This window comes from Sphingobium sp. 3R8, from assembly GCF_020166615.1.
Taxonomy (GTDB): domain Bacteria; phylum Pseudomonadota; class Alphaproteobacteria; order Sphingomonadales; family Sphingomonadaceae; genus Sphingobium; species Sphingobium bisphenolicum.
Window position 1 is genome coordinate 34034 of sequence record NZ_JAIQXR010000027.1, and the last position, 24117, is coordinate 58150.

General features: G+C 57.9%; 17 protein-coding genes, 3 pseudogenes and 1 other annotated feature. Of the genes and pseudogenes, 15 read left to right on the top strand and 5 right to left on the bottom strand.

Annotated features, from left to right (window positions below; translation table 11 throughout):
- Positions 1-117 precede the first annotated feature (117 nt).
- Both K9B33_RS20295 and K9B33_RS20300 read left to right on the top strand, forming a co-directional pair.
- A complete protein-coding gene (locus tag K9B33_RS20295; protein WP_224550935.1) occupies positions 118-666 on the top strand; it encodes a nuclear transport factor 2 family protein in 549 nt (182 codons plus the stop codon).
- A gap of 78 nt (positions 667-744) precedes the next feature.
- Complete coding sequence (locus K9B33_RS20300) at positions 745-1446, top strand: hypothetical protein (RefSeq protein ID WP_224550936.1); 702 nt, start codon at positions 745-747, stop codon at positions 1444-1446.
- A 91-nt stretch (positions 1447-1537) separates the two neighbouring features.
- Here K9B33_RS20300 and K9B33_RS20305 read toward each other — a convergent pair whose 3' ends face one another.
- The 3 genes from K9B33_RS20305 to K9B33_RS20315 are packed head-to-tail and all read right to left on the bottom strand — an operon-like array spanning position 1538 to position 4238.
- Positions 1538-1936, bottom strand: coding sequence for a Zn-ribbon domain-containing OB-fold protein (locus K9B33_RS20305; RefSeq protein WP_224550937.1), 399 nt, complete (start codon positions 1934-1936; stop codon positions 1538-1540).
- On the bottom strand, positions 1933-3111 hold the full coding sequence (locus K9B33_RS20310) for a thiolase family protein (RefSeq protein ID WP_224550938.1): 1179 nt from the start codon (positions 3109-3111) through the stop codon (positions 1933-1935). Before K9B33_RS20310 ends, K9B33_RS20305 begins: the two co-directional genes overlap by 4 nt.
- Positions 3108-4238: a CaiB/BaiF CoA transferase family protein gene (locus K9B33_RS20315; RefSeq protein ID WP_224550939.1), complete on the bottom strand. Its 1131-nt coding sequence runs from the start codon at positions 4236-4238 to the stop codon at positions 3108-3110. Before K9B33_RS20315 ends, K9B33_RS20310 begins: the two co-directional genes overlap by 4 nt.
- A 104-nt stretch (positions 4239-4342) precedes the next feature.
- Here K9B33_RS20315 and K9B33_RS20320 point away from each other — a divergent pair.
- From K9B33_RS20320 to K9B33_RS20340, 5 genes and pseudogenes are all read left to right on the top strand, one after another.
- A pseudogene (locus tag K9B33_RS20320) lies at positions 4343-4540 on the top strand (IS5/IS1182 family transposase); the annotation flags it as partial.
- Positions 4541-4967: 427 nt separating this feature from the next.
- Positions 4968-7364, top strand: coding sequence for a TonB-dependent receptor (locus tag K9B33_RS20325; protein ID WP_224550940.1), 2397 nt, complete (start codon positions 4968-4970; stop codon positions 7362-7364).
- 201 nt (positions 7365-7565) lie between these two features.
- Positions 7566-8369: a nitroreductase gene (locus K9B33_RS20330; protein WP_224550950.1), complete on the top strand. Its 804-nt coding sequence runs from the start codon at positions 7566-7568 to the stop codon at positions 8367-8369.
- Positions 8366-9502 carry a 3,4-dihydroxy-2-butanone-4-phosphate synthase gene (ribB, locus tag K9B33_RS20335; RefSeq protein ID WP_224550941.1) on the top strand — a complete coding sequence of 379 codons (1137 nt, stop codon included), beginning with the start codon at positions 8366-8368 and terminating at the stop codon, positions 9500-9502. Before K9B33_RS20330 ends, ribB begins: the two co-directional genes overlap by 4 nt.
- A gap of 158 nt (positions 9503-9660) precedes the next feature.
- Positions 9661-10575 carry an SMP-30/gluconolactonase/LRE family protein gene (locus K9B33_RS20340; RefSeq protein ID WP_224550942.1) on the top strand — a complete coding sequence of 305 codons (915 nt, stop codon included), beginning with the start codon at positions 9661-9663 and terminating at the stop codon, positions 10573-10575.
- Positions 10576-11282: 707 nt separating this feature from the next.
- Here K9B33_RS20340 and K9B33_RS20350 read toward each other — a convergent pair.
- A complete protein-coding gene (locus K9B33_RS20350) occupies positions 11283-12086 on the bottom strand; it encodes an enoyl-CoA hydratase/isomerase family protein (RefSeq protein WP_224550943.1) in 804 nt (267 codons plus the stop codon).
- A gap of 613 nt (positions 12087-12699) precedes the next feature.
- Here K9B33_RS20350 and K9B33_RS20355 point away from each other — a divergent pair.
- The 4 genes and pseudogenes from K9B33_RS20355 to K9B33_RS20370 form a co-directional block, all read left to right on the top strand.
- Entirely contained in the window at positions 12700-13071 is a 372-nt protein-coding gene (locus tag K9B33_RS20355) for an EthD domain-containing protein (RefSeq protein WP_224550944.1), read from the top strand.
- Between the two features lie 105 nt (positions 13072-13176).
- On the top strand, positions 13177-13932 hold the full coding sequence (locus tag K9B33_RS20360; protein WP_224550945.1) for an SDR family NAD(P)-dependent oxidoreductase: 756 nt from the start codon (positions 13177-13179) through the stop codon (positions 13930-13932).
- A 302-nt stretch (positions 13933-14234) separates the two neighbouring features.
- Positions 14235-15158 carry an NAD-dependent epimerase/dehydratase family protein gene (locus tag K9B33_RS20365; protein WP_224550946.1) on the top strand — a complete coding sequence of 308 codons (924 nt, stop codon included), beginning with the start codon at positions 14235-14237 and terminating at the stop codon, positions 15156-15158.
- A gap of 41 nt (positions 15159-15199) precedes the next feature.
- A pseudogene (locus tag K9B33_RS20370) lies at positions 15200-15346 on the top strand (IS481 family transposase); the annotation flags it as partial.
- Positions 15347-15430: 84 nt separating this feature from the next.
- On the opposite strand, the pseudogene K9B33_RS20375 reads toward K9B33_RS20370, so the two are convergent.
- Positions 15431-16516, bottom strand: a pseudogene (locus tag K9B33_RS20375) (IS3 family transposase).
- Positions 16179-16295 (bottom strand) — a sequence feature (AL1L pseudoknot). It overlaps the preceding pseudogene by 117 nt.
- Positions 16517-16625: 109 nt before the next feature.
- Here K9B33_RS20375 and K9B33_RS23105 point away from each other — a divergent pair.
- The 4 genes from K9B33_RS23105 to K9B33_RS20390 all read left to right on the top strand — a co-directional run bounded on the left by K9B33_RS23105 (position 16626) and on the right by K9B33_RS20390 (position 23821).
- Positions 16626-16757 (top strand): hypothetical protein, encoded by a 132-nt coding sequence (locus tag K9B33_RS23105; RefSeq protein WP_263499658.1) that lies wholly within the window; start codon positions 16626-16628, stop codon positions 16755-16757.
- Positions 16754-19126, top strand: a complete 2373-nt coding sequence (locus K9B33_RS20380) for a TonB-dependent receptor (RefSeq protein WP_224550947.1) — start codon at positions 16754-16756, stop codon at positions 19124-19126. The genes K9B33_RS23105 and K9B33_RS20380 overlap by 4 nt, the downstream gene beginning before the upstream one ends.
- Positions 19127-20061: 935 nt before the next feature.
- On the top strand, positions 20062-21300 hold the full coding sequence (locus tag K9B33_RS20385; RefSeq protein WP_224550948.1) for a CynX/NimT family MFS transporter: 1239 nt from the start codon (positions 20062-20064) through the stop codon (positions 21298-21300).
- A 106-nt stretch (positions 21301-21406) separates the two neighbouring features.
- The gene (locus tag K9B33_RS20390) at positions 21407-23821 is read left to right on the top strand and encodes a membrane-bound PQQ-dependent dehydrogenase, glucose/quinate/shikimate family (protein WP_224550949.1); all 2415 of its coding nucleotides are present in this window, start codon (positions 21407-21409) and stop codon (positions 23819-23821) included.
- Positions 23822-24117: the final 296 nt, after the last annotated feature.

Genomic DNA, 24117 nt, shown 5'->3' on the forward strand with positions numbered 1-24117 from the left:
CCGCGCGTCGAATGACTGGAAAATCAGCATCATGCTGAAGGACGCCAGTACCCAACGCAAGATTTACGAAGAGCCTTTATTTGGTTCAGCGGATACAGAAAATAACAGGAGAGTATTGTGAGCCCGGACCCTATTAAATTGCAGCTTCTGATTGATCGCGAAGAAATACGTGATGCCACGCTGCGTTACTCGCGCGGTCTCGATCGTCACGATACTGAATTGCTCGTCTCGGCCTATCATCCCGACGCACGAGACGATCACGGCGGCTTTATCGGCAATCGTGAGGATTTCGCGCGCGCGAACAATGCCCTGCATGCCAAGAACTGGGTCCGTCATCAGCACCATATGACGAACCAGATCATCGAAGTGGACGGTGACTCCGCCCATTGCGAGTCCTACATCATCGTCAATCTCGTCAGGGCGGACGGTACTATCGACATGGCTGGAAGCCGCTATGTCGACAGGCTGGAAAAGCGCGACGATGTTTGGGCAATTACCGACCGAGTCTGCGTCCTCGAATGGGCGGGGGAACTCGCCGCTAGCAGCAACATCCCGCCGTTCGATCTGTTCATCCTCGGTCGCTGGGACAAGGACGACATATCCTATGCCCGGCCTTTGGTCGCCGATCGTCCTGTTCGCGATCTCTTCACGCCTAAAGATTCATAGTCGCGAGGCGGGTGCCGGGGCGCGCTGAATGGCGGCCCCCGGTGCCCGTCATCACCGATAGAAACAGGAGAGGAAATCATGAAATTCGCAACCTTCATTGATGCTCGCGATGCGGACCCGCAAGTTTCTTGCGACTGGGTGGCCCAGACATATCTTCCTTCGCTCCAGGCCAATGCGTCGAGCCTGCGCGGCGCTGTCTATCGGTTGTCACGGCCGTCCCCTGGCACCTTTTTCGACCAATTTGATGATAGTATCGACGCAAACTTCGGCTGCTTCGATGTGTTGATCGAAAGTTGGTTCAGCTCTGCCGAAGATTTCCGCAGGGAAGTTCTACCTCTGGAGAGGCAACTCGCGCATGAGGGGCTGCGCTATGCAAGTTACCACGTCGTTCCACGCCTGATGCTGGATCCCCGCATCGCAGAAGCAGGACCGAACGGGGTACGGCCGGAAATCACCAGCGTCTGTGCGATCCGGTGGAACCCTGCCATTCCGAAAAAGGACGTATCTCGCCGTTACGAGCGGCACGCCGCCATTGCACTCCGAGCGCAAACTGCGGTAACGAAATACGAGCAGAACATGGTGGAGGAAGTCATGTCCTGGTCGGAAGGCGTCGTCCCGATGGACGCCTATGCCGATTTTTCCCATGCGACGGTCGAAGCCTGCCGGACGGGTCTTCGTGCGTCGCTTGAGGAGCAACAAGACACGTCCAAATATGTAAATGTCGGTCGTTTCTCCTATTGTGGCGATGCACTGCCTTTGTCGGGCAACGTAACGCGCTAAGCGCCTCCAGCCTGTAAGGGTCGCCGCCACTGCTGCTTGTGCCCGCGTGTCGCGGCGATGATGCTTTGGAAATTCAAAAGTCCGTGACGGTTCAGGCAGGACGGAACTGCGGCAATCGAAGGTCGCCCCTGTCCTCGAAAATGACCTCCACGGCCATTCCGTTCTTGATCGTCGCGGGGTCGCAATCGAGGATGTTGCTCATCATCGTCGGCCCTTCCTCAAGTTCGATCAGTGCGATGCTGTATGGCGTGCGCGCCGACATCGACTCATAAGGGGCAATGTGCACGACGGTGTGCGCTCTCACCCGGCCGCGACCGGTGCATTTGATCCACGAAAGATCGGTCGACCAGCATTTGGGACACCAGTTGCTGACGAAGCGAAAATGGTGGCCGCAGGGATTGCAACTGCGCAGCCGCAGTTCACCCAGAGCCGTACCGTCCCAGAACAGCTGATTTGTCGGCGTAACGTCAGGGATTGGGCCATTGGTCATAGCGATTGCCCCAGGATCATCGTCGCGTGCTCGTACATCATGCCTCCGTATACATGGACCAGCGCCGTGCGAGCCTTGTCGAGCTGGTTGTCTCCGGCTTGCCCCATGACCTGCCGCGCAGCCTCGACGATCAGCGACATTCCCGATGACTCACCGGTGTGTCCGAACGACATGAGGCCTCCGTTGGTGTTGACCGGAAGGCTGCCGCCCGGATCGATCGCTCCACTGTGCACGAATGCACCCGATCGGCCCTCGTCGCACAAGCCGAGGTTTTCCAGAAGGATCAAAGGTGTGGCCGAAAAAGCATCATAGAGCATGGCCATGTCCAGTTCGTCCCTGCCAAGTCCGGCCTGGCGAAAGGCCTCGTCACCTGTACGGATGGCCAGCGTGTCGATCAGCCTGTCGCCAGCCGCGCTCAAGGAGTTGTGGCTGTGAGCCTCGCCATAGCCCAGCAGGTACGCCGGCTGTGTCACCATGTCTCGGGCTTTGTCCGCTGTCGTTACCAGGATCGCGCCGCCACCATCACAAGGCACGGAGCAGTCGAGATAATGAAAGGGCTCGGCGATCATGCGCGATTCCAGCACGTCCTCGATCGTGATCGCGCCCTTGGAATGCATCAGTGCGCGAGGATTGCGCAGCGCCCATTGTCGCGCGGAAACTGCAACACGCGCGAGATCCTCGGACGTCGCGCCACGTTCGGTCATGAATCGCGACGCGATAAGCGCGTAAAGTGCCGGGATGAAAGGCCCGTAACCGACCTCGAAATCGGGCTCGCTGATCATGCGCGCCATGACTTCCGCTCCGCCGCTTGCGGGTTTGGTAAACTTGCCGGCTCCCAGGCACAGCACGCTGTCGGTGAGCCCGGAGCGGATGGCGCTGGCGGCGCGGTTCACCATTATGGCAAAGCTGGCGCCACCGGCGTTCAATGTTTCGGAGAACGACGGCGTCAGCCCGAGTTCGGCCCCGAATTTCTCGTGCGTGTAGATGTCGATTTCACCTACGCCCTGACCCGATGGTACGGTCAGCAAGCCCCCCACATCACTGGGTTTGATGCCCCATTGCTGGATCGCACTGATTGCCAGATGCCTGTACAGGTCGTTGGGACTTAGATCGGGGAAACGACCGGGCTTCAATTCGAAGCTGGCGGCAATGGCGACACCCTGATTCACGTTCATCGAGCGTCGTCCTTCAGGGCTGAGCGGCGCGCCTTGGCTTCGGGCAATCCCCACTGGATCATGGCATCGATGCCGTCGCGGTCGATCGGCGCGGGGCCCCACTGGACCGCAGCGGGCGTTGCGGAAAAGCGCGGGGCAGGCGCTGGTTGCACCACCCCGTCAACGTCGATGAAGGTCTTTCGCGCCACGTTGTGGGGATGGTTGGGTGCCTCCTCCATGGACAGCACCGGCGCAAAACAGACGTCCGTGAACTCCATGATCTCGCACCATTCGTCGCGTGACTTGGTTCGCAGCACGTCTTGCAAGGCAGACTTCATTTCAGGCCAGTCCGCTTGCGACATCTGGGGTTTGTCCATTACTGGTCCGGCTCCGGTCTTCTCAAGCAGCAGGGCGTAGAACTGCGGCTCCATTGAACCGATCGAGATCCATTTGCCATCGGCGCACTCATAGACGTCATAGAAGGGTGCCGCGCCATCAAGCAGGTTCGATGCCCGTTCATCCTTCCAGTAGCCCGACGCGAGCATGCCGTAGAAGATGGACATGAGATATGCTGTTCCATCGGTCATGGCGACATCCACGACTTGTCCCTGTCCGCTGGATCTTGCGTGCAACAATGCGGCCAGAACCCCGCTGATGAGGAACATCGCACCTCCACCATAGTCCGAAGCCAGATTCAATGGAGGCACGGGCCGCTCCTTGGTGCCGATGGCATGTAATCCACCGGTCAGCGCAAGATAGTTGATGTCGTGTCCGGCCACCGCGGAATAGGGGCCGAACTGCCCCCATCCGGTCATGCGACCGTAAACGAGCTGCGGGTTGCGCGCGAGCGCGACGTCTGGCCCAAGGCCGAGCCGTTCCATGACACCAGGGCGGTTGCCTTCGAAAAGGATGTCAGCATTTTCGATAAGATCGAGGCACAGAGCGATTCCATCAGGCGATTTCAGGTCAACCATGATCGCCCTGCGTCCACGGGAGTCGATCTGGGTCGCCGGGGGGTCGCCAGCGCCTATGCGTTCTATGCGCAGCACGTCGGCACCCAGATCAGACAGGAATGTCCCGGCAAGCGGACCCGGCCCGAGTCCAGCAAACTCCAGAACTTTGACTCCTACCAACGGTCCTGTCGCCATAATTCCTGTCCTTGCCTCATGTCCTTTAGTTCAGGTCGCTCTATGGCAAAAGCGTGGCCCCGCCATGGTCCTCTGGTGCAGTGTCGCTTGCCCGTAAAGCTGATGCGGCTGGCGGCTATGCTGGAGACAAGCTGCGGGCTGCACTCTGGCGTATCGGCAAATGGGCCGTCGCGATCGTCAAGCGATCCGATGTTGCAAAGGGCTTCGTGGTGCGCCCGCGCCGCTGGGTAGGGGCGCGAACACAGGCTTGGCTAAACCGCAAACGCCGCCTTGCCAAGGACTTTGAGCAGGCCATCGCATAAGCAACCGCATCGCTGTTCATAGCCTCTCGCATCGAAAGACCATGAAATATCATCGGATAAATATGAATCAGGCACATAGTATGACCGGGTGTGTCGAAGGTCCATCCAGTAGAACGCTGTTGTGTCGCAATGCAAGGGGTGAAATCGTCAAGCTATTTTTCGAATCCTTCACCTGCAGAGTGCAGCGGTCACATCAGTAGGCAAATCTTATAGAAAGATCGATCCTTCTTGTCTTGAAATGATAACAGAAGAAATCCCAGTGACACTCATAGTGTACGAAGATTGACGGTATAGCGCACAGACGCGAAGGATTGGCGGTGTCGGGTTCACTTGCGTTCGATAGAGCCGACGAAGGTTAGATTATGGAAGCTCGCAACATTATCCGCGCGTTTTCATGTGCTTCAAAAAAATTCAAGGGGAGTTTACCATGTCTGGCACCAAAGAACCGCTCACTTTGACGTCGGCTTTGCGTGGAACAAGCGCAATCATATCATGTGTTGGTCTCGTCTCTGTCGCGCCAGCGGCCGCGCAGGGGGGAGGTACGCATGATGCGGTATCTGCCGGTGATATTGTTGTCACCGCGCGCAAGCGCGACGAAACCTCGCTTTCTGTGCCTGTGGTGGTCTCTGCAGTAGGTGGAGCAGAGCTTCAGCAGCGCGGCATCGCGTCGCTCGATGGTCTGGCCACCATCGTGCCGGCGCTGATGATCGGTAGCACCGGCGGGTCGGTTCAGGGCGGCAATGTGGTCATTCGCGGCCTTGCAGGCGCGGACTCAAATCCATTCGCGGACCAGGCAGTTTCATTCAACGTGGATGGCGTCCAGGTTGCGCGCGCCAACATCCGCCGCATGGCGGAAATGGACACCGCCCAGATTGAGGTGCTCAAGGGGCCGCAGGCTCTGTTCTTCGGCAAAAACAGTCCCAGCGGCATCATTTCGATCCGCAGCGCCGATCCGACCGCCACGTTCCAGGCAAAGGCTTCGCTCGGCTATGAATTCAATGCGCGCGAACTGCGAGGCGAAGGATTTGTCTCCGGGCCGCTCACCGACACCCTTGGTGCGCGCCTTGCGGTCTATGCCTCGGGGATGCGTGGCTGGATGGACAATGAAGCCTCTGGAGCGACCGGCATCTATGCGCCCTACGCTCCTGATAGCAAACATCTCCCGCGGTCGCGCGATTTCGCGACGCGCGGCACCTTGAAATGGGAACCCAACGACCGGTTCAATGCGCAATTGAAGGTCTCGTATGCGCGCGTCAACGACACGGGCCTGCTGTCGAGCCAGGAGAAGATCGACTGCCCCGGCGGCGGACCGGCACAGGGCGGCGGTCCGGAGGACTGCAGGCCCAACGGACATATGGCAAGGCTAAACCTTGGCCCGGTGCTGGGCACACTGGCTCCCGAATTTGGCAATGGCGAACCCTATTTCCGCCAGCGCCAGGTCCTCGTTTCGCACGAGATGAACTATGATCTGACCGACACGCTCTCGCTGACGTCGGTGACGGGCTATTATTGGTTGAAAGCACGTTTCGCCGATGATTTCAATCTGGCATATGACCGCAATGCCGCCCTGGCCGCCACCATAGGCTTTGGGACCAGCGAGTTCAGTGAGGAGCTACGCCTCACCAGCGATTTTGACGGCATGGTCAATTTCATGGTCGGAGGTTTCTACCAGAAGTCCAAGACTTATTCCGGGGCCGAGTCTTTCATCGGCCTCGTCACGCCGAGGCAAATCAACAATTATTTCCTGCGCCAGAACGGAGAGGCGTTTTCCGTTTTCGGCCAAGCCATGATCAAGCCCATCGATGTGATCGAAATCAGCGTCGGCGGGCGTTATTCCCATGAGAAGAAGGCGTTGCCGGTTGTCAATTCCGGACTCGGTTTGGGCGAGCCACCTGCGGTGCCGATCAATCCGCTCTTTCCGCGTAAGGATAAATGGAACAACTTTTCGCCGGAATTCACGGTCAGCTATCGGCCGACCGACAAGCTCACCGTCTTTGCCTCCTACAAGAAGGGCTTCCTGTCGGGCGGTTTCAACGCGGGCTCTACGAACTTCAACAGCGACCTGCGCTTCGATCAACAACTGATCAAAGGCTTCGAGAGCGGTATCAAAGCGTCACTCCTCGACGGGATGCTGCGGACCAATTTGTCGGCCTATTCCTACAAGGTCGCAGGCTTGCAGATCACGACGAGCGAAACGACCGACAACGGCAATATCCAGCGCGTCACCAATGCGGGCAAGGTCAGTGTAAAGGGCTTCGAATTCGACGCTACGCTGCGGACCCGCGTGGGCCTTACATTACGGGGCGCGGTCGCCTATAATGACGGCACCTACGACCGCTTCTCGATCGGTTGCTATCGCGGCCAGACGCAGGCGCTGGGTTGCAATGCCGGGGCACCGTCCGCAGCGGGTATCTATTCGACGCAGAATCTCGACGGCGCTCGCCTAGTCAAGGCACCGAAATGGACGGGCTCGGCCGGCGTGGGATACGAAACCACGATCAACGACACGCTGCGCTTCGGCGCCAATGTCGACACCAGCTTCTCGAGCGGCTATTTCTCGGATGCCACGAACAAGCCCGCCAGCTGGCAGGACAATTATGGCATGCTGGATGCGAACATCCGGCTCGCCACCGCTGACGATCGCTACGAAATCGCGCTGATCGGTCGTAATCTGACCGACAAATATTATGTGCAGCGCACGCTCGACTCGCCCCTCGGCGGGTCGGCGCCCGGCGGTTTGACCGGCGTGCTGGCGGACACGCAAGGATCGGTCAATCGCGGCCGGCAGATCATGCTGCGGCTGACGGCTCGCTATGGCGGCTGATGCTATGGGATAGCGGGGCTGGTTGACAGCCCGCTATCCTATAGCCCGCTCTGCTATGTTCGGTGTTTCAAAGTGCAGTGCGCGGGGAGGCAAAAGCCACTTCTTGTCCGCTGATTGCGGAAGGCTGGCTCGCGCACTAACTCTGACCCAAAGAGGCGGCGTTTCGGCCCGGATTATCGAGTGTTGATCGGAGTGGGCAATATGCGGCGTAGTGGATGCAATGCATCGCTTGACAATGACGGAGTGATTGCGATGGAAAGTGTGAGCCGGGACGTACTCGAGCAGGAAGGCCGGGCGGGGGAGTGGCCCGAAGCGTCGAATGTCCTCGGCGACCTGCTCAAGGCGCGGTTCAGCTGCCGGGGCTACAAACCGGACCAGGTTCCGCGCGTCGTCATCGAACGTATGCTCGGTTTGGCCCAACTCAGCGCCTCTTGGTGCAATTCCCAGCCCTGGCAGACGATCGTCACAGAAGGGGCGGGAACGGAGCGGTTCCGCAAGGCGCTGTACGATCATGCGGTCGCCGATCACGCCTCTAACGGCGGCGTTCCCCGCATGCAGCCCGATTTCGACTTTCCCACCGCCTATCGCGGCATATACAAGGATCGCCAGCGCGAGGTAGGCTGGCAGCTTTATGAAAGCGTCGGCGTGACCTATGGCGACCGCGTCGCATCGGGCAAGCAGGCCCTTGAGAATTATCGCTTTTTCGGCGCGCCGCACGTCATGGTGATCACGTCGGAACGGGATTTGGGGCCTTATGGCGCTATCGACTGCGGCCTGTACATGGGATCGATGCTGCTGGCAGCAGAAAGCCTGGGCCTTGGCATCATCCCGCAGGCGGCCCTGGCGACTTACACACCGCTGATGCACGAATATTTCGGCATTCCCGACAGCCGGATGATCGTGATGGGTGCCTCATTCGGTTATCCTGCGCCCGACCATCCCGCCAATAATTTCCGGTCAAAGCGTTCAGCACTGTCCGATGTCGTTCAGTGGGTTGACCAATGATCGCCAACGACATGGGACTAAATGGCGATGACGGGACGTTGGGGCTTTCATCGATCGAGGCGATCGTCGATGACGCTCGCAATGGACGGATGTTCATACTGGTCGATGATGAAGATCGGGAAAATGAGGGCGATCTGATCATCCCGGGGCAGATGGCGACCCCGGACGCCATCAATTTCATGGCCAGATATGGGCGGGGCCTGATCTGCCTTGCGATAACCCGGCAGCGTGCTGAGCAGCTCCAGCTAGCCCTGCAGGCCACAGTCAATGAATCCCATCATGAAACGGCTTTCACCGTTTCGATCGAGGCGCGCGACGGGGTCACCACAGGCATTTCGGCGGCAGACAGGGCGCGCACCATCGCGGTGGCCATTGATGCGGGCAAAGGCCATGAGGAAATCGTCTCGCCAGGTCATGTGTTTCCACTGGTTGCGCGGGATGGCGGCGTCCTTGTGCGGGCGGGGCATACAGAGGCGGCGGTCGATATTTCGCGTCTCGCGGGTCTCAATCCCTCTGGGGTCATTTGCGAGATCATGAACGCTGACGGCACCATGGCCCGCCTGCCCGATCTGCTGGCCGCGGCACGCGAACATGGATTGAAAGTGGGCACGATCCGATCTTTGATCGAATATCGCCGTAAACATGACCATCTGGTCGAGCGTCTGGCCGAAACTATGTTCCAGAGCGATTTCGGTGGAGATTGGAAGATCATCTCCTACCGCAACAAGATTAGTGGAGACGAGATTATGGTGCTGCAGAAGGGTAGTATCGACCCTTCGCGCCCCACTCTGGTCCGAATGCATAATCTGAATGTCTTCCAGGACACGCTGGGCGAAAGCGGCAGCCGGTCCGGCCTGCTGGGGCGCTCTATGCGAATGATCGGCGAGGAAGGCAGCGGCCTCGTCGTGCTTATCAACCGTTTCACCCCTAATGTACTTTCGCAGGTGCTGCGCATGCGGGGGGGGGCGGGTTCGATCGCGGATCTGGGCAATTTGCGCGATTATGGCATCGGCGCACAGATACTCGCCGAAATTGGCGTCCGCGACATGGTGCTCCTAACTAACTCACATCAGCACCCGGTCGGCATCAGTGGCTATGGCTTGGCCATCGTGGCCGAACGCCCGATCGTTTGAAGGCATCCGCAGAACGGGCAGATGTCCTTGGATGCGGGTAGGCTGGCCATTCTGATATGCGCGCTGACCGCCTGCCACTCGCCTGCGAAACGAAAGACTCACGGGCAAGAGCCAACTCCACAACGGCCGATCACGCTCTAGTTAAGGGACAGGATGAGATGGACATTCAAATCGTTGCCGAAGGCCTTTCCTTTCCTGAAGGACCTGTCTGGATGAAGGACGGTTCGATCATTCTCGTCGAAACGGGAGCTGGAAAACTGACCCGCATTCTACCCGACGGCTCCAAGGAAACCGTGGCCGAGTGCGGCGGTGGACCTAACGGCATCGCGGTCGGGCCGGATGGCATGCTTTATGTGTGCAATAATGGCGGAATGATCACCTATCAGCAGCATGGGCTGACCCTGACCACTGGTGAATGCCCCGAAGACTATGAAGGCGGCTGGATCGACCGTATCGATCCGGTCAGCGGCAAGGTTGAACGGCTGTACAGCAGCTGCGACGGTCAGCGCCTTGCCGGTCCCAATGACATTGTGTTCGATTATGAAGGCAATATTTGGTTCAGCGACCTTGGTAAGTATGTCGGCAACGCGACGCTCAATGGCGGCATTTTTTTCGCCAAACCGGATGGATCGTTCATCACACGTGCGGTCGACCGTATCAATGTTAACGGCATCGGGCTCTCGCCTGACCGCAAAACCGTCTATGGTGCGCTATCGTTCGAATCGCTGCTGGTCGGGTTCGACATCGTGGGCGAAGGAAAGTTGGAGCCGATCGCGGGCCTCGGTTCGGGGCATGTGGTCGCGCAATTCGCGGCACGCCAGTTGCTTGATTCCCTGGCGGTGGACGAAGCGGGCCATATCTGTGTCGCGACATGCCTGAACGGTGCCGGGATCGGATCGGTCGATCCGGCGACGGGTGTGGTGACCAATTATCCTTTCCCCGATGTATTGACGACCAACATCTGCTTTGGCGGAGAGGATATGCAGGACGCATGGGTGACGATGTCGACGACCGGAAAGCTCGCGAAGGTCCGTTGGCCCCGTGCAGGATTGAAACTCGCCAACTACGCTTGATAAGCCGGCACCGGCGCATCGCTCGGCGGCGGATCTGCGGCCAGTATGGCATGTGCGCTATTCCGCCTGAAATTCAGCTGTTCTGTAACATTCCCGCCATGCGGCAGAGAATAGGCGATCCTTGCATGCTCAATCATGGCCAACGCGTTTGGACTGAGCACCAGCAAAGGCGATACAAGGAGGCATTTCGATCCGCAATTTACCGTGCCTTTGTCACCCTCAAGGCAGATCGACGTTCGCTATTGCTGTCACGAAACGAAAAGTAGCCCAATAATTAGCCTTTTGGCAATCTCGTCAACTGGCGAGGATGGTCCAACTTAGAGTTTGTCTCGAAATGCGCCTCCGGCGCATCCGCACCGGCCCACACCCCCACCCGACCTCCCATTCAGGATACACTCTGTGGGAGGTCGGGTGGGGGTGAGGGCTGGTGCGGCAACCGAAATGCGCTCTTCCGCGCATTTCGAGACAGCCTCTTATGGATATTGAAGTTGGTGCCAGCCTTTCCAAACCACCCGTGGGTAGTTGGAATCTTGGCATATCTGTCAGATGACGTGCGCCATTTCGCGACCGCTGGCTTGTAAAGTGCAAATTTATCGGCAAGGATTTCGTGCGTGTCTTCACCCGTTACGACAGGTTCGCCCGTAACTATCGGTCAGCAATCATACTCGCCACCGCCGTCGCCTTCTGGCTCTGATCGATTCGGAATCCTATCTACCCTTGAAGACCGGTGGCCGCTTATCGAGGGAGGCGCGTGCAGATTCCGCTAGGTCTTCGCTGATGAGGCACGCTTCGATTGCTCTCTCGCAGGCGTCAAGGTTGCGGTCAATTGGGTCTGCTAACAGGTAGTCAATCGCGACCCGAGTTGCGTAGATCGAGAGCGGTGCATTAGCGGCGATGGATTGTGCCAGCGAGATTGTATGGTCTTGCAGTTCGATGGCGGGGACGTGCTCGTCAACAAGGCCAATAGCATAGGCTTCAACGGCCCCAAACTTGCGACCTGTGTACAGCATCAGCCGTGTGCGCGAAGGACCTATCAACTGTACCAGTCGCTGAAGGCCGGCGACATCATGGGCCAGGCCACGCTTGGCTATAGGTATCGACAGGCTTGATTCATTCGCTGCAATGCGCAGATTGCATGCCGTGGCGATACTCACTCCGCCCCCCACACAATGGCCGTGTATCATCGCGATCGTCGGCTTGAGCGCACGTTGTATGCTCTCCACCGCGCGACTGAGCACCGATGCAAAATCCGTGCTGCCTGCTGCACTGCCGCTGCTCACAATCTCATCGAGATCGCCGCCTGCACAAAATGCCTTATTACCGGCACCCGCGATAATAATGACACGCACCGCCTCATCGGCTGCCAAATGGCTCACACCGTCTGCCAGAGCAACGGCCATTGAAATCGAGAGTGCATTCATACGCTTGGGATTGTCGATCCGAAGCCATCCTATGCTTCCTTCGATAGTGCAGTGGACGGCACGACCATCATTATCGATAATTGCGCTCATAATACCTCGCCTTTGACATGATACAGCTACGCTCATCAGGAAATAAAACCGCATCCGCAAATCACGACTCGATGGAACTCATCCTGGTGCCGCTAAAATATTTTTCAGCAACCCAAAGTTCGTAGCGAAATGCCAATCGGCGCGCACAATTTCGAGTCAGGACATGGCGGTTGGAAGGAAAGCCGTAAGGTGGTCCCGCCATCTTGGCAAGTTGGTCGACTTGACCACGGCGGTCGTCAAACCAGTTGCAGACCGAAAGTTCGCCCGTGCCGCAACGGTGAGGCGAGCACGCTTCCAATGATCACAGACCGCTGAAGGGCGAGTGCATAGTGAGCTACGCATCGCGATGGGCCTGATCGACCACTCAATTGTGCTGCTGTCCAATTCGATTCAGCCACCCATGGTTGACCACTGCTGCATAGCTCCTTGATCTCTTTTGAATGCGTGCTTGAAATGCAAGGGAAGGGCGGAGATAATAAGTATCTTCCTCACGCAAGAGTTTGGTGGCGAATGATCGGAATAGGGTAATCCCATTTATCTTCCCATCCAACCACATGCCATGCCAAATTTGCAGGCCTCGCCCACCTAAGCTTAGCACCGAAGGACTTTTGTTATGAAAGCTATCGTTTTACTCAAGCGTCGATCAGACATTACGCATGAACAGTTTCGTCATCACTACGAGACAGTTCACGCCGAGCTGGCCCACAAATATTTGGGGCATCTGTTTCTTGACTACCGACGTAACTATCCCAAATTTGTCGAATATGGTGCCCGGTCAAGCGACACTCCCACTGCCTTCCAGAGCCCCTATGACGCCATAACAGAGCTCCGCTATCGCGATCGCGCAGCCTTTGAGGAAGCGCAGCGGATTATGTCCGATCCCGTTATCGGGAAGATTTTCGAGGAAGACGAGAAGAACTTCATGGATCGCGCCGAATTCCGCGTATTCACGTGCGACGAGGTTGTTTCAACGCTTCCTAGCTAAGCCGCATCATCGCGCAGCCTTTTTCTGCCGGTGATCGCGATGTGTCGATATCGACATCATCATGTGCTTCGGCGGTACACGTAATAAATTTGAAGTGGACGACCAATGATGGGTGCACTGGAGGGCAAGACCGCGCTGGTGACTGGCGCTTCACGTGGTATTGGCAAGGCGATTGCGAAGCGTCTCGCGCGGGATGGTGCGTTCGTGCTTTGCCATTATAGGCAAGGCCGCGAGGGCGCAGAGGCAACCGTCGCCAAAATCGTTGAGTCCGGTGGCAAGGCGGCGGTGCTCGGTGGTGATGTTCGCGACAGCAGCGAGATCGACAAGCTGTTCGCCGAGGTCGACCATATCCTTGCCGACCGTCCTCTCGACATTCTGGTCAACAATGCCGGCGTTGGAGGAGGCGGTAGCCTCAACGAGGTAAGCGAGGCCTATCTCGACGATCTGCTCGCCACTAACGTGAAAGGAACGTTCCTCGTCACCCAGAAAGCTGTGTCGCGCATCCCTGATGGTGGACGCATCATCAACATATCATCGATGGTAGGCCTCGCCGCCTATCCAGGCACGATCGCCTATGCGCTTACAAAAGCAGCGGTAAACAGTTTCACACGCTCGCTCGCCGCCGATCTCGGCAAGAGGGGCGTCACTGTTAACGCTGTCGCGCCCGGTGCCACCGACACCGATTTCATTGCGAAGCTGCTGGAGGACCCCGAACTTACCCGATATTATGCCGCGCAGGCCGCACTCAACCGCATTGGCCAGCCAGACGATATCGCAGCGGTTGTAGCGTTCCTTGCGTCCGACGATGGTCGCTGGGTCACCGGTCAAGTTCTGGAGGCGAGCGGCGGCATGCATATCTGAGTCGCCAAGGATGACTTTCTTGTCGCGGTTGGTCCCGGTCTGATGGTGCATCATCTACGAAAGCAGTAAATATGGGCAATCTTCTACGCGGGTTCGCCCGCAAGATTAGATCGTCTGTTGCGATCCATCATAGTGAATATTCGGGCCGCCGATAAGCCATGTGCGTCACTGAATAGATCGAAGTTTTTATTATAATATAGTCAGAATGAAATTTTTGTTTTCGTTTCTTTTTAAGAGCTGCGAACAAATACATTTGCGAGTTGTTCGATAATCTATGCGTTGCAATATATTGGAGATAATAGGTGAAGACATTCATATTTGGCGCGAATGGTTATATTGCAAGCAATGTCGCCAAGGAGCTCCAGGAGCATGGTCATGAGGTCGGCGCCTTGGCGCGCAATGCCGAATCGACCGAAGCTCTCAAACAGAAAGGGATCATGCCGATCAGCGGCACGCTGACCGATCTGGATGTGCTTCGCGAGGCTGCGGCATGGTCCGACGCGATTGTGTTTGCGCCGGTGGTTCCGTTTGAGGAGGAAGTCCCCGCGCTTGAGGCCCTGTTGGACGCCTACGAGGGAACGAATAAGGCATTGCTCTACACCTCAGGTACCGGCGTTCTTTCGATCAAGACGCGGATGGGCGAATGGCGGCAAGAGAGCTATTCGGAGGACGATGCTTATGAAGGCCAGCACTGGCTGAAGTTGCGCGTCGAAACCGAGAACATGGTTCGGCGGGCAAGTGAGCGAGGCATCCGGGCCATCGTGATGCGGCCACCGCAGATATGGGGTCGTAACGGCAGCGCTCAAATTCCCGCGATCTTCGAATCCGTCGAGAAGACCGGCAGCGCATGCTATGTTGGCGCCGGACTGAACCTCTACACACATGTGCATGTCGACGATCTGGCGCGCATGTTTAGGCTGGCCATAGATAAGGGTGTTCCCGGTGCGCTCTATCACGCGGTTGCGGGCGAAGTTGCTTGGCGAACGGTCGCCGAAGCCGTCGCAGAGGTGATGCAGTGTTCGACCCGCTCCGTGACGTTCGAAGAAGCCCGCGAAATCTGGGGTATTTATGCAGACCCGTTTTTTGGTGTGAGCAGTCGGTCGCGCGCGGTTCGCAGCCGTCGTGAACTGGGCTGGGAGCCAACTCAGTTTGATCTGATCGAAGACGTGCGTCGGGGTTCTTACAGCCAGAGAGGTCGCCCCGTTGGGATGACACCGGCTACCTAGATGTTTGGTCCCGGGATTTGATGGTGCATTTTCGGCCTGGAATGGAAGGATGCACTACGGGCCAGGTTCTCCACGGGAGCGCCCGCACGACAGCGGCATTCCGTCGAGCAATACAAGATAGTCAAGAGAGGCTGAGGGCTCTGGCCAGGCGCGACGGGATCAACCCGAAGACCGTGGCCAGGTGGCGGTAACGCCAAACTCCTGAGGATCGCAAGACCCGCCCAGCCAGTTCCTGAAGCGGCCCGTGTTTTCAGGAGGCGGTATTCTTTAGGCTATGCAGCCATGTCGAGGTTCTTGAGGGCTGCATAGTAATTGTCTTCGGCCTCAGCGGGCGGGATGTGCCCGATGAGGCCGAAGGGCCGTTGATTGTCTCGGCTAAGGCGTTGTCGTAGGAATCGCCAACGCTGCCGACCGAGGGGATGAGCTTGGCTTCGGCGAGGCGGTGGGTATAATTCATGGCAAGGTATTGAACTCCCCTGTCGCTGTGATGGATCAACTGATCCTCTGGACCCGGCCGACGCGCATGGATCGCCTGCTCCAGGGCATCCGAAACGAAGCTGGCAGTGGCTGACGTACTGACCTTCCATCCAACGATCCGCCGGGCAAAAGCATCAATCACGAAGGCGACATAGACGAAGCCTGCCCAACTACGCACGTAGGTGACCCGAAGGGCAGCGCAGCTAAATCGACGACCCACAGGGCGTTTGGCCGGCTGACGTGAAATGCCCGATTGACCTTGTCCTGCGGACACGGTGCCTTCGGGCTGCTGACGGTGGTGATCGTCTTCTTGCCACGCCTGACGCCCGCCAGCCCCATAGCTCGCATCAATCGTTCCGCGGTGCATTTCGCCACCATGATGCCTTCACGGCGCATCTGGTGCCAGACCTTGCGTGCGCCATAGAGACCAAAGCTGGTATCATGTACCCGCTTGATCTGCTCCCTGATCTCGTCATCGCGCTGCGCACGGGCTGGACGCTTGCCGGGATCGGCACGACGCGCGGAGTGTTCATGGCAGGATGAGGGGGCGATTGCCAGTTCCCGGCAGATCGGCTCGATCCCCAAATCCTCGCGATGGACGTCGATGAACGCCATCATCATCTCCCGGGGCGGTCGAACTCCGCCATCGCAAAATACGCAGATGCCTTGCGCAAAATCTCGTTGGCCCGGCGTAGTTCCTTCACTTCGCGCTCCAGCAATCTCAGACGCTCCCGGCCATCGGTCGCCAGCGAGCAGCCGATCTTCGCCGCGATCGACTTCATCACTTCCCATTCCGAGCCGTACTCGGCCCGCTGCTCCACCACCATACGAACCGCCCGTTCCCGGACTTCAGGTGAAAATTTGTTGGTTGTCTTGCGCATAACGGATGCTCCGTCTCACAAATTGGAGCCTCCTCAAAACACCGGGCGCCTCAGCACCCTGTCAGGGATATATCTCCACTGCAAAACTCAAGTCTTCACATGAAGAGATATGAGCCTTGCACCGCAGCTATTGGTCGATCTGTTGCTTTGCCCCGGCGAGTTGCGCAGGTTGTATCTTCTGGAGTTGGCAGCAGTCGAGATTGCCGGTCCGGTATTGGAAGAAAAAGGGGAGGATATATGAACAAACGCCCATGCGCCGCGCTCTTGGCGAGTGTAGCCGTTTCGGCCCTGCTGCCTGCGGCCCAAGTTTATGCTCAATCGGCTCCGGTGGCCACCACGCGCGGCGAAGACGACATCATCGTCACCGCACGCAAGCGCGAGGAAAACGCCATCGCGGTGCCGGTCGTCATCACCGCCGTCAGCGGCGGCGAACTCAACCGTCGCGGGATCAGTAACCTGGACGGGATCGCACGGCTTGTTCCCTCTTTGAACATCGCGGAGGGCGGGGGGACTGTTCAGGGCGGGACCATCACGCTGCGCGGCATCGCGGGTCCTGATACCAATCCCCTGGGCGATCAGGCCGTTTCCTTCAATATCGACAGTGTTCAAGTCGCCAAGGCCTCCGTCCGGCGGCTCGGTAATTTCGACATCGCTCAGGTAGAAGTTCTCAAGGGTCCGCAGACACTTTTCTTTGGCAAGAACAGCCCCGGCGGCGTGATCTCGATGAGGACGGCCGATCCGACGGCGTCGCTGTCGGCCAAGCTATCCGTCGGGTACGAAGTCAACGCGCATGAATGGCGGACGGAAGGGTATATTGCAGGACCGGTTACGGACACGCTCGGCGCGAGGATTGCCTTCTACACATCCGATATGCGCGGCTGGGTCAAGAATCTGTCCTTCCAGACCCAGGGCAACATCCTGTCGCCCAATCGAGAATATGGACCCAAGAACCACGAATGGGGCGTGCGCGGGACGCTGCTGTTCGAACCGAGCGATCGCTTTAGTGCAAAGCTTAAATTCACATATGGCCGTGGTCGTGGTGCTGACAGTTCCTATAATTTCCAGTATATTCATTGCCCCTATGGTGGCGTTCCACAATTTGTCGGCGTTAATGATGAATGTCGTGCGAACAACAAGGTTTCCCACGCAAATATTGGTCCCAACTTCACCCAATTCGAACCTGCGTTTGGCGATGGAACGCCTTATGCTCGCGTGAACCAGCAACTGGGTGGATTGGAACTCAACTACGATCTGACGGATCAACTGAGGCTGACATCAGTCACCGGATATTACCGCATAAACTATTTGACATCATCGCATTTCACGACAGGAATCGCGACCCAGGAAGTCAATTACGGGCTGGGCCTTCCGATGCTGCCTTCCCTGATCACATATTATGACCGGGAGATCACGGAAGAATTGCGCCTTCAAAGCGACTTTGACGGCCCGATCAATTTCACGCTCGGAGGTCTTTACCAGGACACGCTTGCAACTACCGGCGCACATACCTTCGCCAATCCGGTCACTCCGATCGAGTTCAATGAATATTTATTCAAGCAGAAGGGCAAGGCCTATTCGTTTTTCGGACAACTGAACTGGGATATCCTGCCGACGCTCGAATTGTCAGGCGGTGGACGCTATTCTCATGAGGAAAAGCGGCTTCCCCTCCTGATCGCTGACGTCACTGGCAACCCGACTGTGTCCCCCGGAACGGTTATTCCCGTCAATCCGGGTAAAGTCAGCTTCAATGACTTCTCGCCGGAGGTTACCCTCTCCTATCGTCCTACCAATGATCTCACCATCTTCGGGTCGTACAAGCGTGGCTTCCTGTCAGGCGGATATAACGGCTCCTCCGCAGATGTATCCTTGCCGATAAATTATGGGCCACAGAAGGTTCGCGGATTTGAAGCGGGGTTGAAAGCCGCTCTGTTCGATCGAGCCCTGCGTGTGAACTTCGCCGCTTACAGCTATGACATCCTGGGATTGCAGATCACGAGCTTTGCCGGCACCGTCGGAACGATCCGCAATGCCGGCAAGGTCAGCGTCAAGGGCGCCGAATTCGACTTCAACTATCGCACGCCGATCGATGGCTTCACGCTGCGTGGTGCGATTGCCTATAACCGGGGTCGATATGATGAATATTTGGCGCCTTGCTATACCGGACAAACGCCGGCCTTGGGATGCGATATGGTCAATAGCGGAGGCGCGCCGGTACAGGATCTCGGCGGCACCACTCTCCGTAACGCCCCGAAGCTTAGCGGCTCCCTGGGCATGGGTTATGAAGCGCCGATCGGCAGCGATCTGAAACTCGGTTTCTCCACTGATCTGAATTATACCAGCAGTGAAATCACCGATGCCAAGTCTACGCCCCACGCTGTCTCACCGCGGCGCGCCCTTCTTGACGCTACTTTGAGGATCGGCGCACAGGACGATCGTTGGGAACTGGCGCTGATCGGTCGCAATCTTACCGATCAGCATTATTGGGCAACCTCACAGGGCGTCCCCCTTACCGGTAACTTCACAGCGGGCAATCCCCTGGAAGATCAGTTTGCTGTCATCAGCCGGGGACGGGAAGTCATGATCCGCGCGACGTACAAATTCGGTAGCTGAGAAAGATCGGAGACGGCGGAGTTAGCTCCGTCGTCCCCCTTCGCTTTTGCAGCGGCACGGTTCACTGGAATGTACATCGGTGCCGTCAATTTTGGCAAATACGGCATTCCGTGGTAGTCAATTGAGCGGTCGCATAAGGGCCTTCATGTCGACGAAGCCTGCCTTCAAATGAATGAGGAGACCAGCAAGGGACAATGATAATTGGCGAGGTCGGCGGGCGACATGCCATAAATCTTTGAACTTTACCTGTCGCCGTCAACCCCCGCGATCGTCTTTAGCGTCGATGAGAAGGATCAGGTCCAGACGCTCGACCGCAAACAGCCAGTGCTGTTAATGATGCCGGACATCCCCCTAACGCCGGACCCACAGCCATGTAGAGCATAGGCCGACATCTATATTTGCAGCACTTGACATCGCTTTGAGCTGCTTCATCGTCAAATGCTGCAGGAGAATCCGGGAAACAGAGTTCCCTGACTTTCTCAAGCAGATCGACCGAGCGGCACTCGACGGGCTCGACGTCCATCGTATAAGCGGCCAACTGGAGGCAAACATCCTCACCATCATCGACCGGCATAAGGAAAACTCCACGCCATATCGATGGACCAAATCCAAGCCTCAGTGAAGCGCTTCTGCCAGAAAATCGAGCAGACTTTATCCGACGAACTTTGGATTCACGCGATTAGTAGTATGTCGTTATCTCAGTCGACTACATGAAAGACGTCTGCTGCGGAAGACTCCGGCAACGCCTGCTACGCACTGAATAGAGACATCATGGCCTTAGCCCGCCGCAGCGCTGAATCGGCCGAGCATGCCGTGACAGGCATTTAAGATTGCAGGTGTAGCGATAGCTCGTGCCGGCCGTCCCACTATATGTTTGCGCGGCACCTTGACCTGTTGCGCAGGCTTTCGACAATGATGAACAAGGATTCGGACGCATGCGCGCAGACTCGCCGGTAACAAAATGGCTGATAGTGGGGCTATGCTTCCTGTCGCAAAATCTGGCGATTGGCTTCGCGTTCGGCTCCTTCGGCCCATTGCTGGCCGCCACCGAATCGCATTTTGGTGTCAGCCGTGCGGGTGCCAGTATGGGCATGAGTCTCATCAATCTGGCCTTGGGAGGCCTTGCGCCTTTTCTGGGCGGGCTAATGCAGCGTATCCCTGTGCGCTATGCGATGGCGTTGGGGGCAGTGTTGAGCGCGGTGGGATATTTTGGCTTGGCCACCATCACCGTCTATCCCATCGGCCTCGTGATGTTCGTTCTTGTCGGCTCAGGCATGTCTCTTACCGGGGTGATTGGTCCGCTTACCATGATCAGTCGATGGTTTACGACCGGTCGCGCGACCATATTGTCGATCGTTAATCTGCCCGTGGCACTATTGACGACCCCCTATTTGGTGGGCGAGCTATTACCACAATTTGGCCGTTCGCTCATTCTGATGTGGGCCGCAGCGTTTTTTCTGGTCTTAGTTCCGTTACTGCTATTGTTCCTGCGCGACTATCCCTCCCAGACCCTGCGAACAGGCAACGGCGTTACCAATGCGGCCTCACCAGCCGACGCCGGCGTTGCCGCGCCGATGTCCACCGGCGACATATTGCGGAGCCGACCTTTCTGGTTGGTTTCAATCGCGATCGGCATCATGGCGGGATGCGGAATTGTTTTTGTCGTTCACATCGTTCCGTTTGGCGTCGGTCAGGGCATGACGATCCAGACTGCCTCAAAATTGCTGTCAGTGCATGCCGCATCGGGCCTTATCGGCGTTCTGATAGTCGGCCGTCTTGCTGACCGGATCGGCGCCCCTCAGGTTCTGGTGCTGACAAGCCTGTGTCAGATGCTGCTGTTCTGCGCGCTGCTGATGGTCAAAGGCACCTCTCTTTATCTGGTGGCAGCGCTGATGGGCATGAGCGCGGTTCCGATGATGACATTGCATGGAGCAGCTTTGGGTGCGCTCGTACCCGTGTCTAGCATTAGCCGGGCGATAGGGCTGAGCTACGCAATCAAGCTGCCGTTCCTTTTCGCGTTCGCACCGCTGGCGGCGCTATTGTTTGAAACCAGCAGAAGCTACGCCTTGCCATTCGCATCCTGCGCAGCTGCTCTGGCATTGTCTTGCTTGTTGTTCGTCATGATCGTGTTCGAAGCGGGCAGGCGTAACCGAGCGACACCAGCTATGACGTAACGGGGCAACCGCCAGCGGGCCGTTCCAAAAGGGCGATCCATGGAAAATCGAACGAAGCATATCAATCGAAGCGCGATAACACGCGGCGTCGGGATGGAGAGAATGGATGACAGCTAGTGGGAGCAACGGCGGGGCAGAGACGCAGATGGTGCTGCACACCGACCGCAAGAGAAGATGGCCTCCACTTGTCTCGAAACTGGTCGGGTTCATCCTCATCCTGACGGGATTTGGTTTCGCCATTCCGGGTGTTCAGCTGGCGACGCTGGGCGGATCCTCCTACTATCTTCTATGCGGCGTCGCCCTGGTCGCCGCCGGCATGTTCCTCTGGAAGGGAAGTGCCACCGGGACATGGATTTTCGCCGCCACTGCGGCGGGAACGCTGGCTTGGGCGCTTTGGGAAGTCGGCCTGAACGGCTGGGCCTTGTTCCCCCGCCTGGGCATTTTCGTCCTGCTGGGCGCACTGGTCACGCTCGCCCATCGGCTTCGTCGCTCCCGCGCGCGCAGCGTCGGCATGCAGTCCGGCCGGCGGCGCTGGGCTGTCATTGCCGCCCTCGGCATCCTGTCAGTGGCCGTTGCCGCCTATGCACTGTCGGATCGCGAAGGCCCGCTGGAAATCGCGGACGGCCCGGCCCCCTCACCCGCAGCATCCATCTGGCCCTTCTCCAACGGGAGCAGCCGTTCCGACCGCTACTCGGCACTGGAGCAGATCACGCCCGTCAATGTGGAGCATCTGCAGGTCGCATGGAAAACGCGTCTGGGCATGCCCCCGGCGGGCGTCGTCGGGGCTATCCAGGCGACGCCATTGATGATCAACGATACTTTGTACACCTGCAACGTCATCAATCAGGTCATCGCGCTCGACATCGAGACCGGAGCGATCAAATGGCGGTTCGACCCCAAGTTGGATCTCTCGACGGTCGCAATGGGCGTGTGCCGCGGCGTTGCCTATTACAAGGTGCCTGATGCCACTGGCCCCTGCGCCGAACGCATTATCAGCTTTTCGCGCGATGCCAGGATGTTCGCCATTGACGCCGGCAGCGGCCGGCGCTGCGCCGGCTTCGGGCGCAACGGCGAAGTCGACATGACCCAGGCCATGGGCGCAGTAAAGAAGGGCTATTATTATCTGACCTCGGGTCCGGTGATTGTTCGTGGCAAGGTCATCGTCGGCGGCTCCGTCCTGGACGGCCAGTCGACGCTCGAACCTTCCGGCGTCATCCGAGGCTTTGACGCGGTAACGGGCAAGTTTGCCTGGGCATGGGACATGGGACGGCCCGATGATCATGGCCTGCCACCGCCAGGAAAAACCTTTACGCTCGGCACGCCCAACGCCTGGGCGCCGCTGACGGGAGACTCCGACCTGGGGATGGTCTACGTGCCGCTGGGCAATGCCACCCCCGATTATGTGGCGGCGCATCGTAGCGACGTCATGAACAAATATACCAGTTCCGTCGTAGCGATCGATGTCGATACCGGATCGTTGCGCTGGCATTATCAGACGACCCATCGGGACGTGTGGGATTATGACATCGCGTCCCCTGCTACCCTCATCGACCTGCCGACCAGCAAGGGCATGCGGCAGGCGCTGATCCAGCCGACGAAACGTGGCGTATTCTTCGTACTCGACCGGCGAACCGGCGAACCGCTGGTCAAAACGGTCGAAGTGCCTGTTCCGCAGAACCCGGTGCCAGGCGAAAAATTGTCGCCCACGCAACCCTACCCGGTGGGCATGCCCAGTTTCGGCGGCGAAAAGCTGACCGAGGCCCATATGTGGGGCATCAGTCCGTTCGACCAACTGTGGTGCCGCATCAAGTTCCGCCAGGCCCGTTATGATGGCGATTTCACGCCCATCGGGATGAAGCCAACGATCGTATATCCGGGCTATCTGGGCGGATCGGAATGGGCCGGCGTCGCGGTCGATCCAGAGCGCAAGCTGATGGCGCTCAACGTCAACCATTTCGCCATGTATAACCAGATGATAACCCGCGAGCAGGCGCGCAAGGACAATGTGAAATCCTATCTGGCCGGCTCGGTTCCGATCAACCTGAAGGCCTGGCCGCAGGAAGGCACGCCTTATGCGACCCGCACGGGCGGTTTCCTTTCGCCGCTGGACACACCCTGCATCCAGCCGCCCTATGGCGAGGTTGCGGTGGTCGATCTAAAGACGCGCAAGACCGTGTGGCGTCAGCCTCTTGGAACGGGCCGCGACACCGGCCCATTGGGTATTCCATCGATGCTGCCGCTTCCTATGGGCGTTCCCGCGCTCGGTGGACCTTTGGTCACGCGCTCCGGCCTGATGTTCATCGCTGCAACGCAGGAGCGGACGTTTCGCGCCTTCGACATGCGTAACGGTAATCTGCTCTGGCAGGACCGTCTGCCTGCCGGCGGTCATTCGGGACCCATGTCCTACTATTCGAAGCGGAGCGGACGACAGTTCATCATCATCCCCGCATCGGGGCATCCGCAGATGAAAAACGGTCAGTCGGACTATCTCATGGCTTATGCATTGCCAAAAAAGAAGTGACATTGATAAGGTTCTTGGGCCCGGTCGGGCCCAAGAACAACAGTGCTCTTCGCGCTGATCGACGAAGATAGGCGAGACTACATATCGGAGGCGAATGTCCCGCATGGACTGGGTCAAGCGGCTGTCGAGATAGAGCGAGACCTTTCGGAGCAGGTCATAATATGCCAAGCAATCCCAAGTGCGAGATAGAGCAGACGGTACAATGAGGGAAATTATAAAGGGCAAATCATGCCCAGTGGCGTTCGACCACGATCGCAGTCCAAGCCCAGAATTGGCGGCCGTGTCCCGTCAAGTTG

What these genes read in the sequence shown, in the direction of transcription:
- K9B33_RS20325 (WP_224550940.1), top strand. Translation starts at nt 4,968, where the DNA reads ATGTCTGGCACCAAAGAACCGCTCACTTTGACGTCGGCTTTGCGTGGA.
- K9B33_RS23105 (WP_263499658.1), top strand. Translation starts at nt 16,626, where the DNA reads ATGAGCCTTGCACCGCAGCTATTGGTCGATCTGTTGCTTTGCCCCGGC.
- K9B33_RS20340 (WP_224550942.1), top strand. Translation starts at nt 9,661, where the DNA reads ATGGACATTCAAATCGTTGCCGAAGGCCTTTCCTTTCCTGAAGGACCT.
- K9B33_RS20355 (WP_224550944.1), top strand. Translation starts at nt 12,700, where the DNA reads ATGAAAGCTATCGTTTTACTCAAGCGTCGATCAGACATTACGCATGAA.
- K9B33_RS20350 (WP_224550943.1), bottom strand. Translation starts at nt 12,086, where the DNA reads ATGAGCGCAATTATCGATAATGATGGTCGTGCCGTCCACTGCACTATC.
- K9B33_RS20360 (WP_224550945.1), top strand. Translation starts at nt 13,177, where the DNA reads ATGATGGGTGCACTGGAGGGCAAGACCGCGCTGGTGACTGGCGCTTCA.
- K9B33_RS20330 (WP_224550950.1), top strand. Translation starts at nt 7,566, where the DNA reads ATGCGGCGTAGTGGATGCAATGCATCGCTTGACAATGACGGAGTGATT.
- K9B33_RS20300 (WP_224550936.1), top strand. Translation starts at nt 745, where the DNA reads ATGAAATTCGCAACCTTCATTGATGCTCGCGATGCGGACCCGCAAGTT.
- K9B33_RS20315 (WP_224550939.1), bottom strand. Translation starts at nt 4,238, where the DNA reads ATGGCGACAGGACCGTTGGTAGGAGTCAAAGTTCTGGAGTTTGCTGGA.
- K9B33_RS20390 (WP_224550949.1), top strand. Translation starts at nt 21,407, where the DNA reads ATGACAGCTAGTGGGAGCAACGGCGGGGCAGAGACGCAGATGGTGCTG.
- K9B33_RS20380 (WP_224550947.1), top strand. Translation starts at nt 16,754, where the DNA reads ATGAACAAACGCCCATGCGCCGCGCTCTTGGCGAGTGTAGCCGTTTCG.
- K9B33_RS20310 (WP_224550938.1), bottom strand. Translation starts at nt 3,111, where the DNA reads ATGAACGTGAATCAGGGTGTCGCCATTGCCGCCAGCTTCGAATTGAAG.
- K9B33_RS20305 (WP_224550937.1), bottom strand. Translation starts at nt 1,936, where the DNA reads ATGACCAATGGCCCAATCCCTGACGTTACGCCGACAAATCAGCTGTTC.
- K9B33_RS20385 (WP_224550948.1), top strand. Translation starts at nt 20,062, where the DNA reads ATGCGCGCAGACTCGCCGGTAACAAAATGGCTGATAGTGGGGCTATGC.
- ribB (WP_224550941.1), top strand. Translation starts at nt 8,366, where the DNA reads ATGATCGCCAACGACATGGGACTAAATGGCGATGACGGGACGTTGGGG.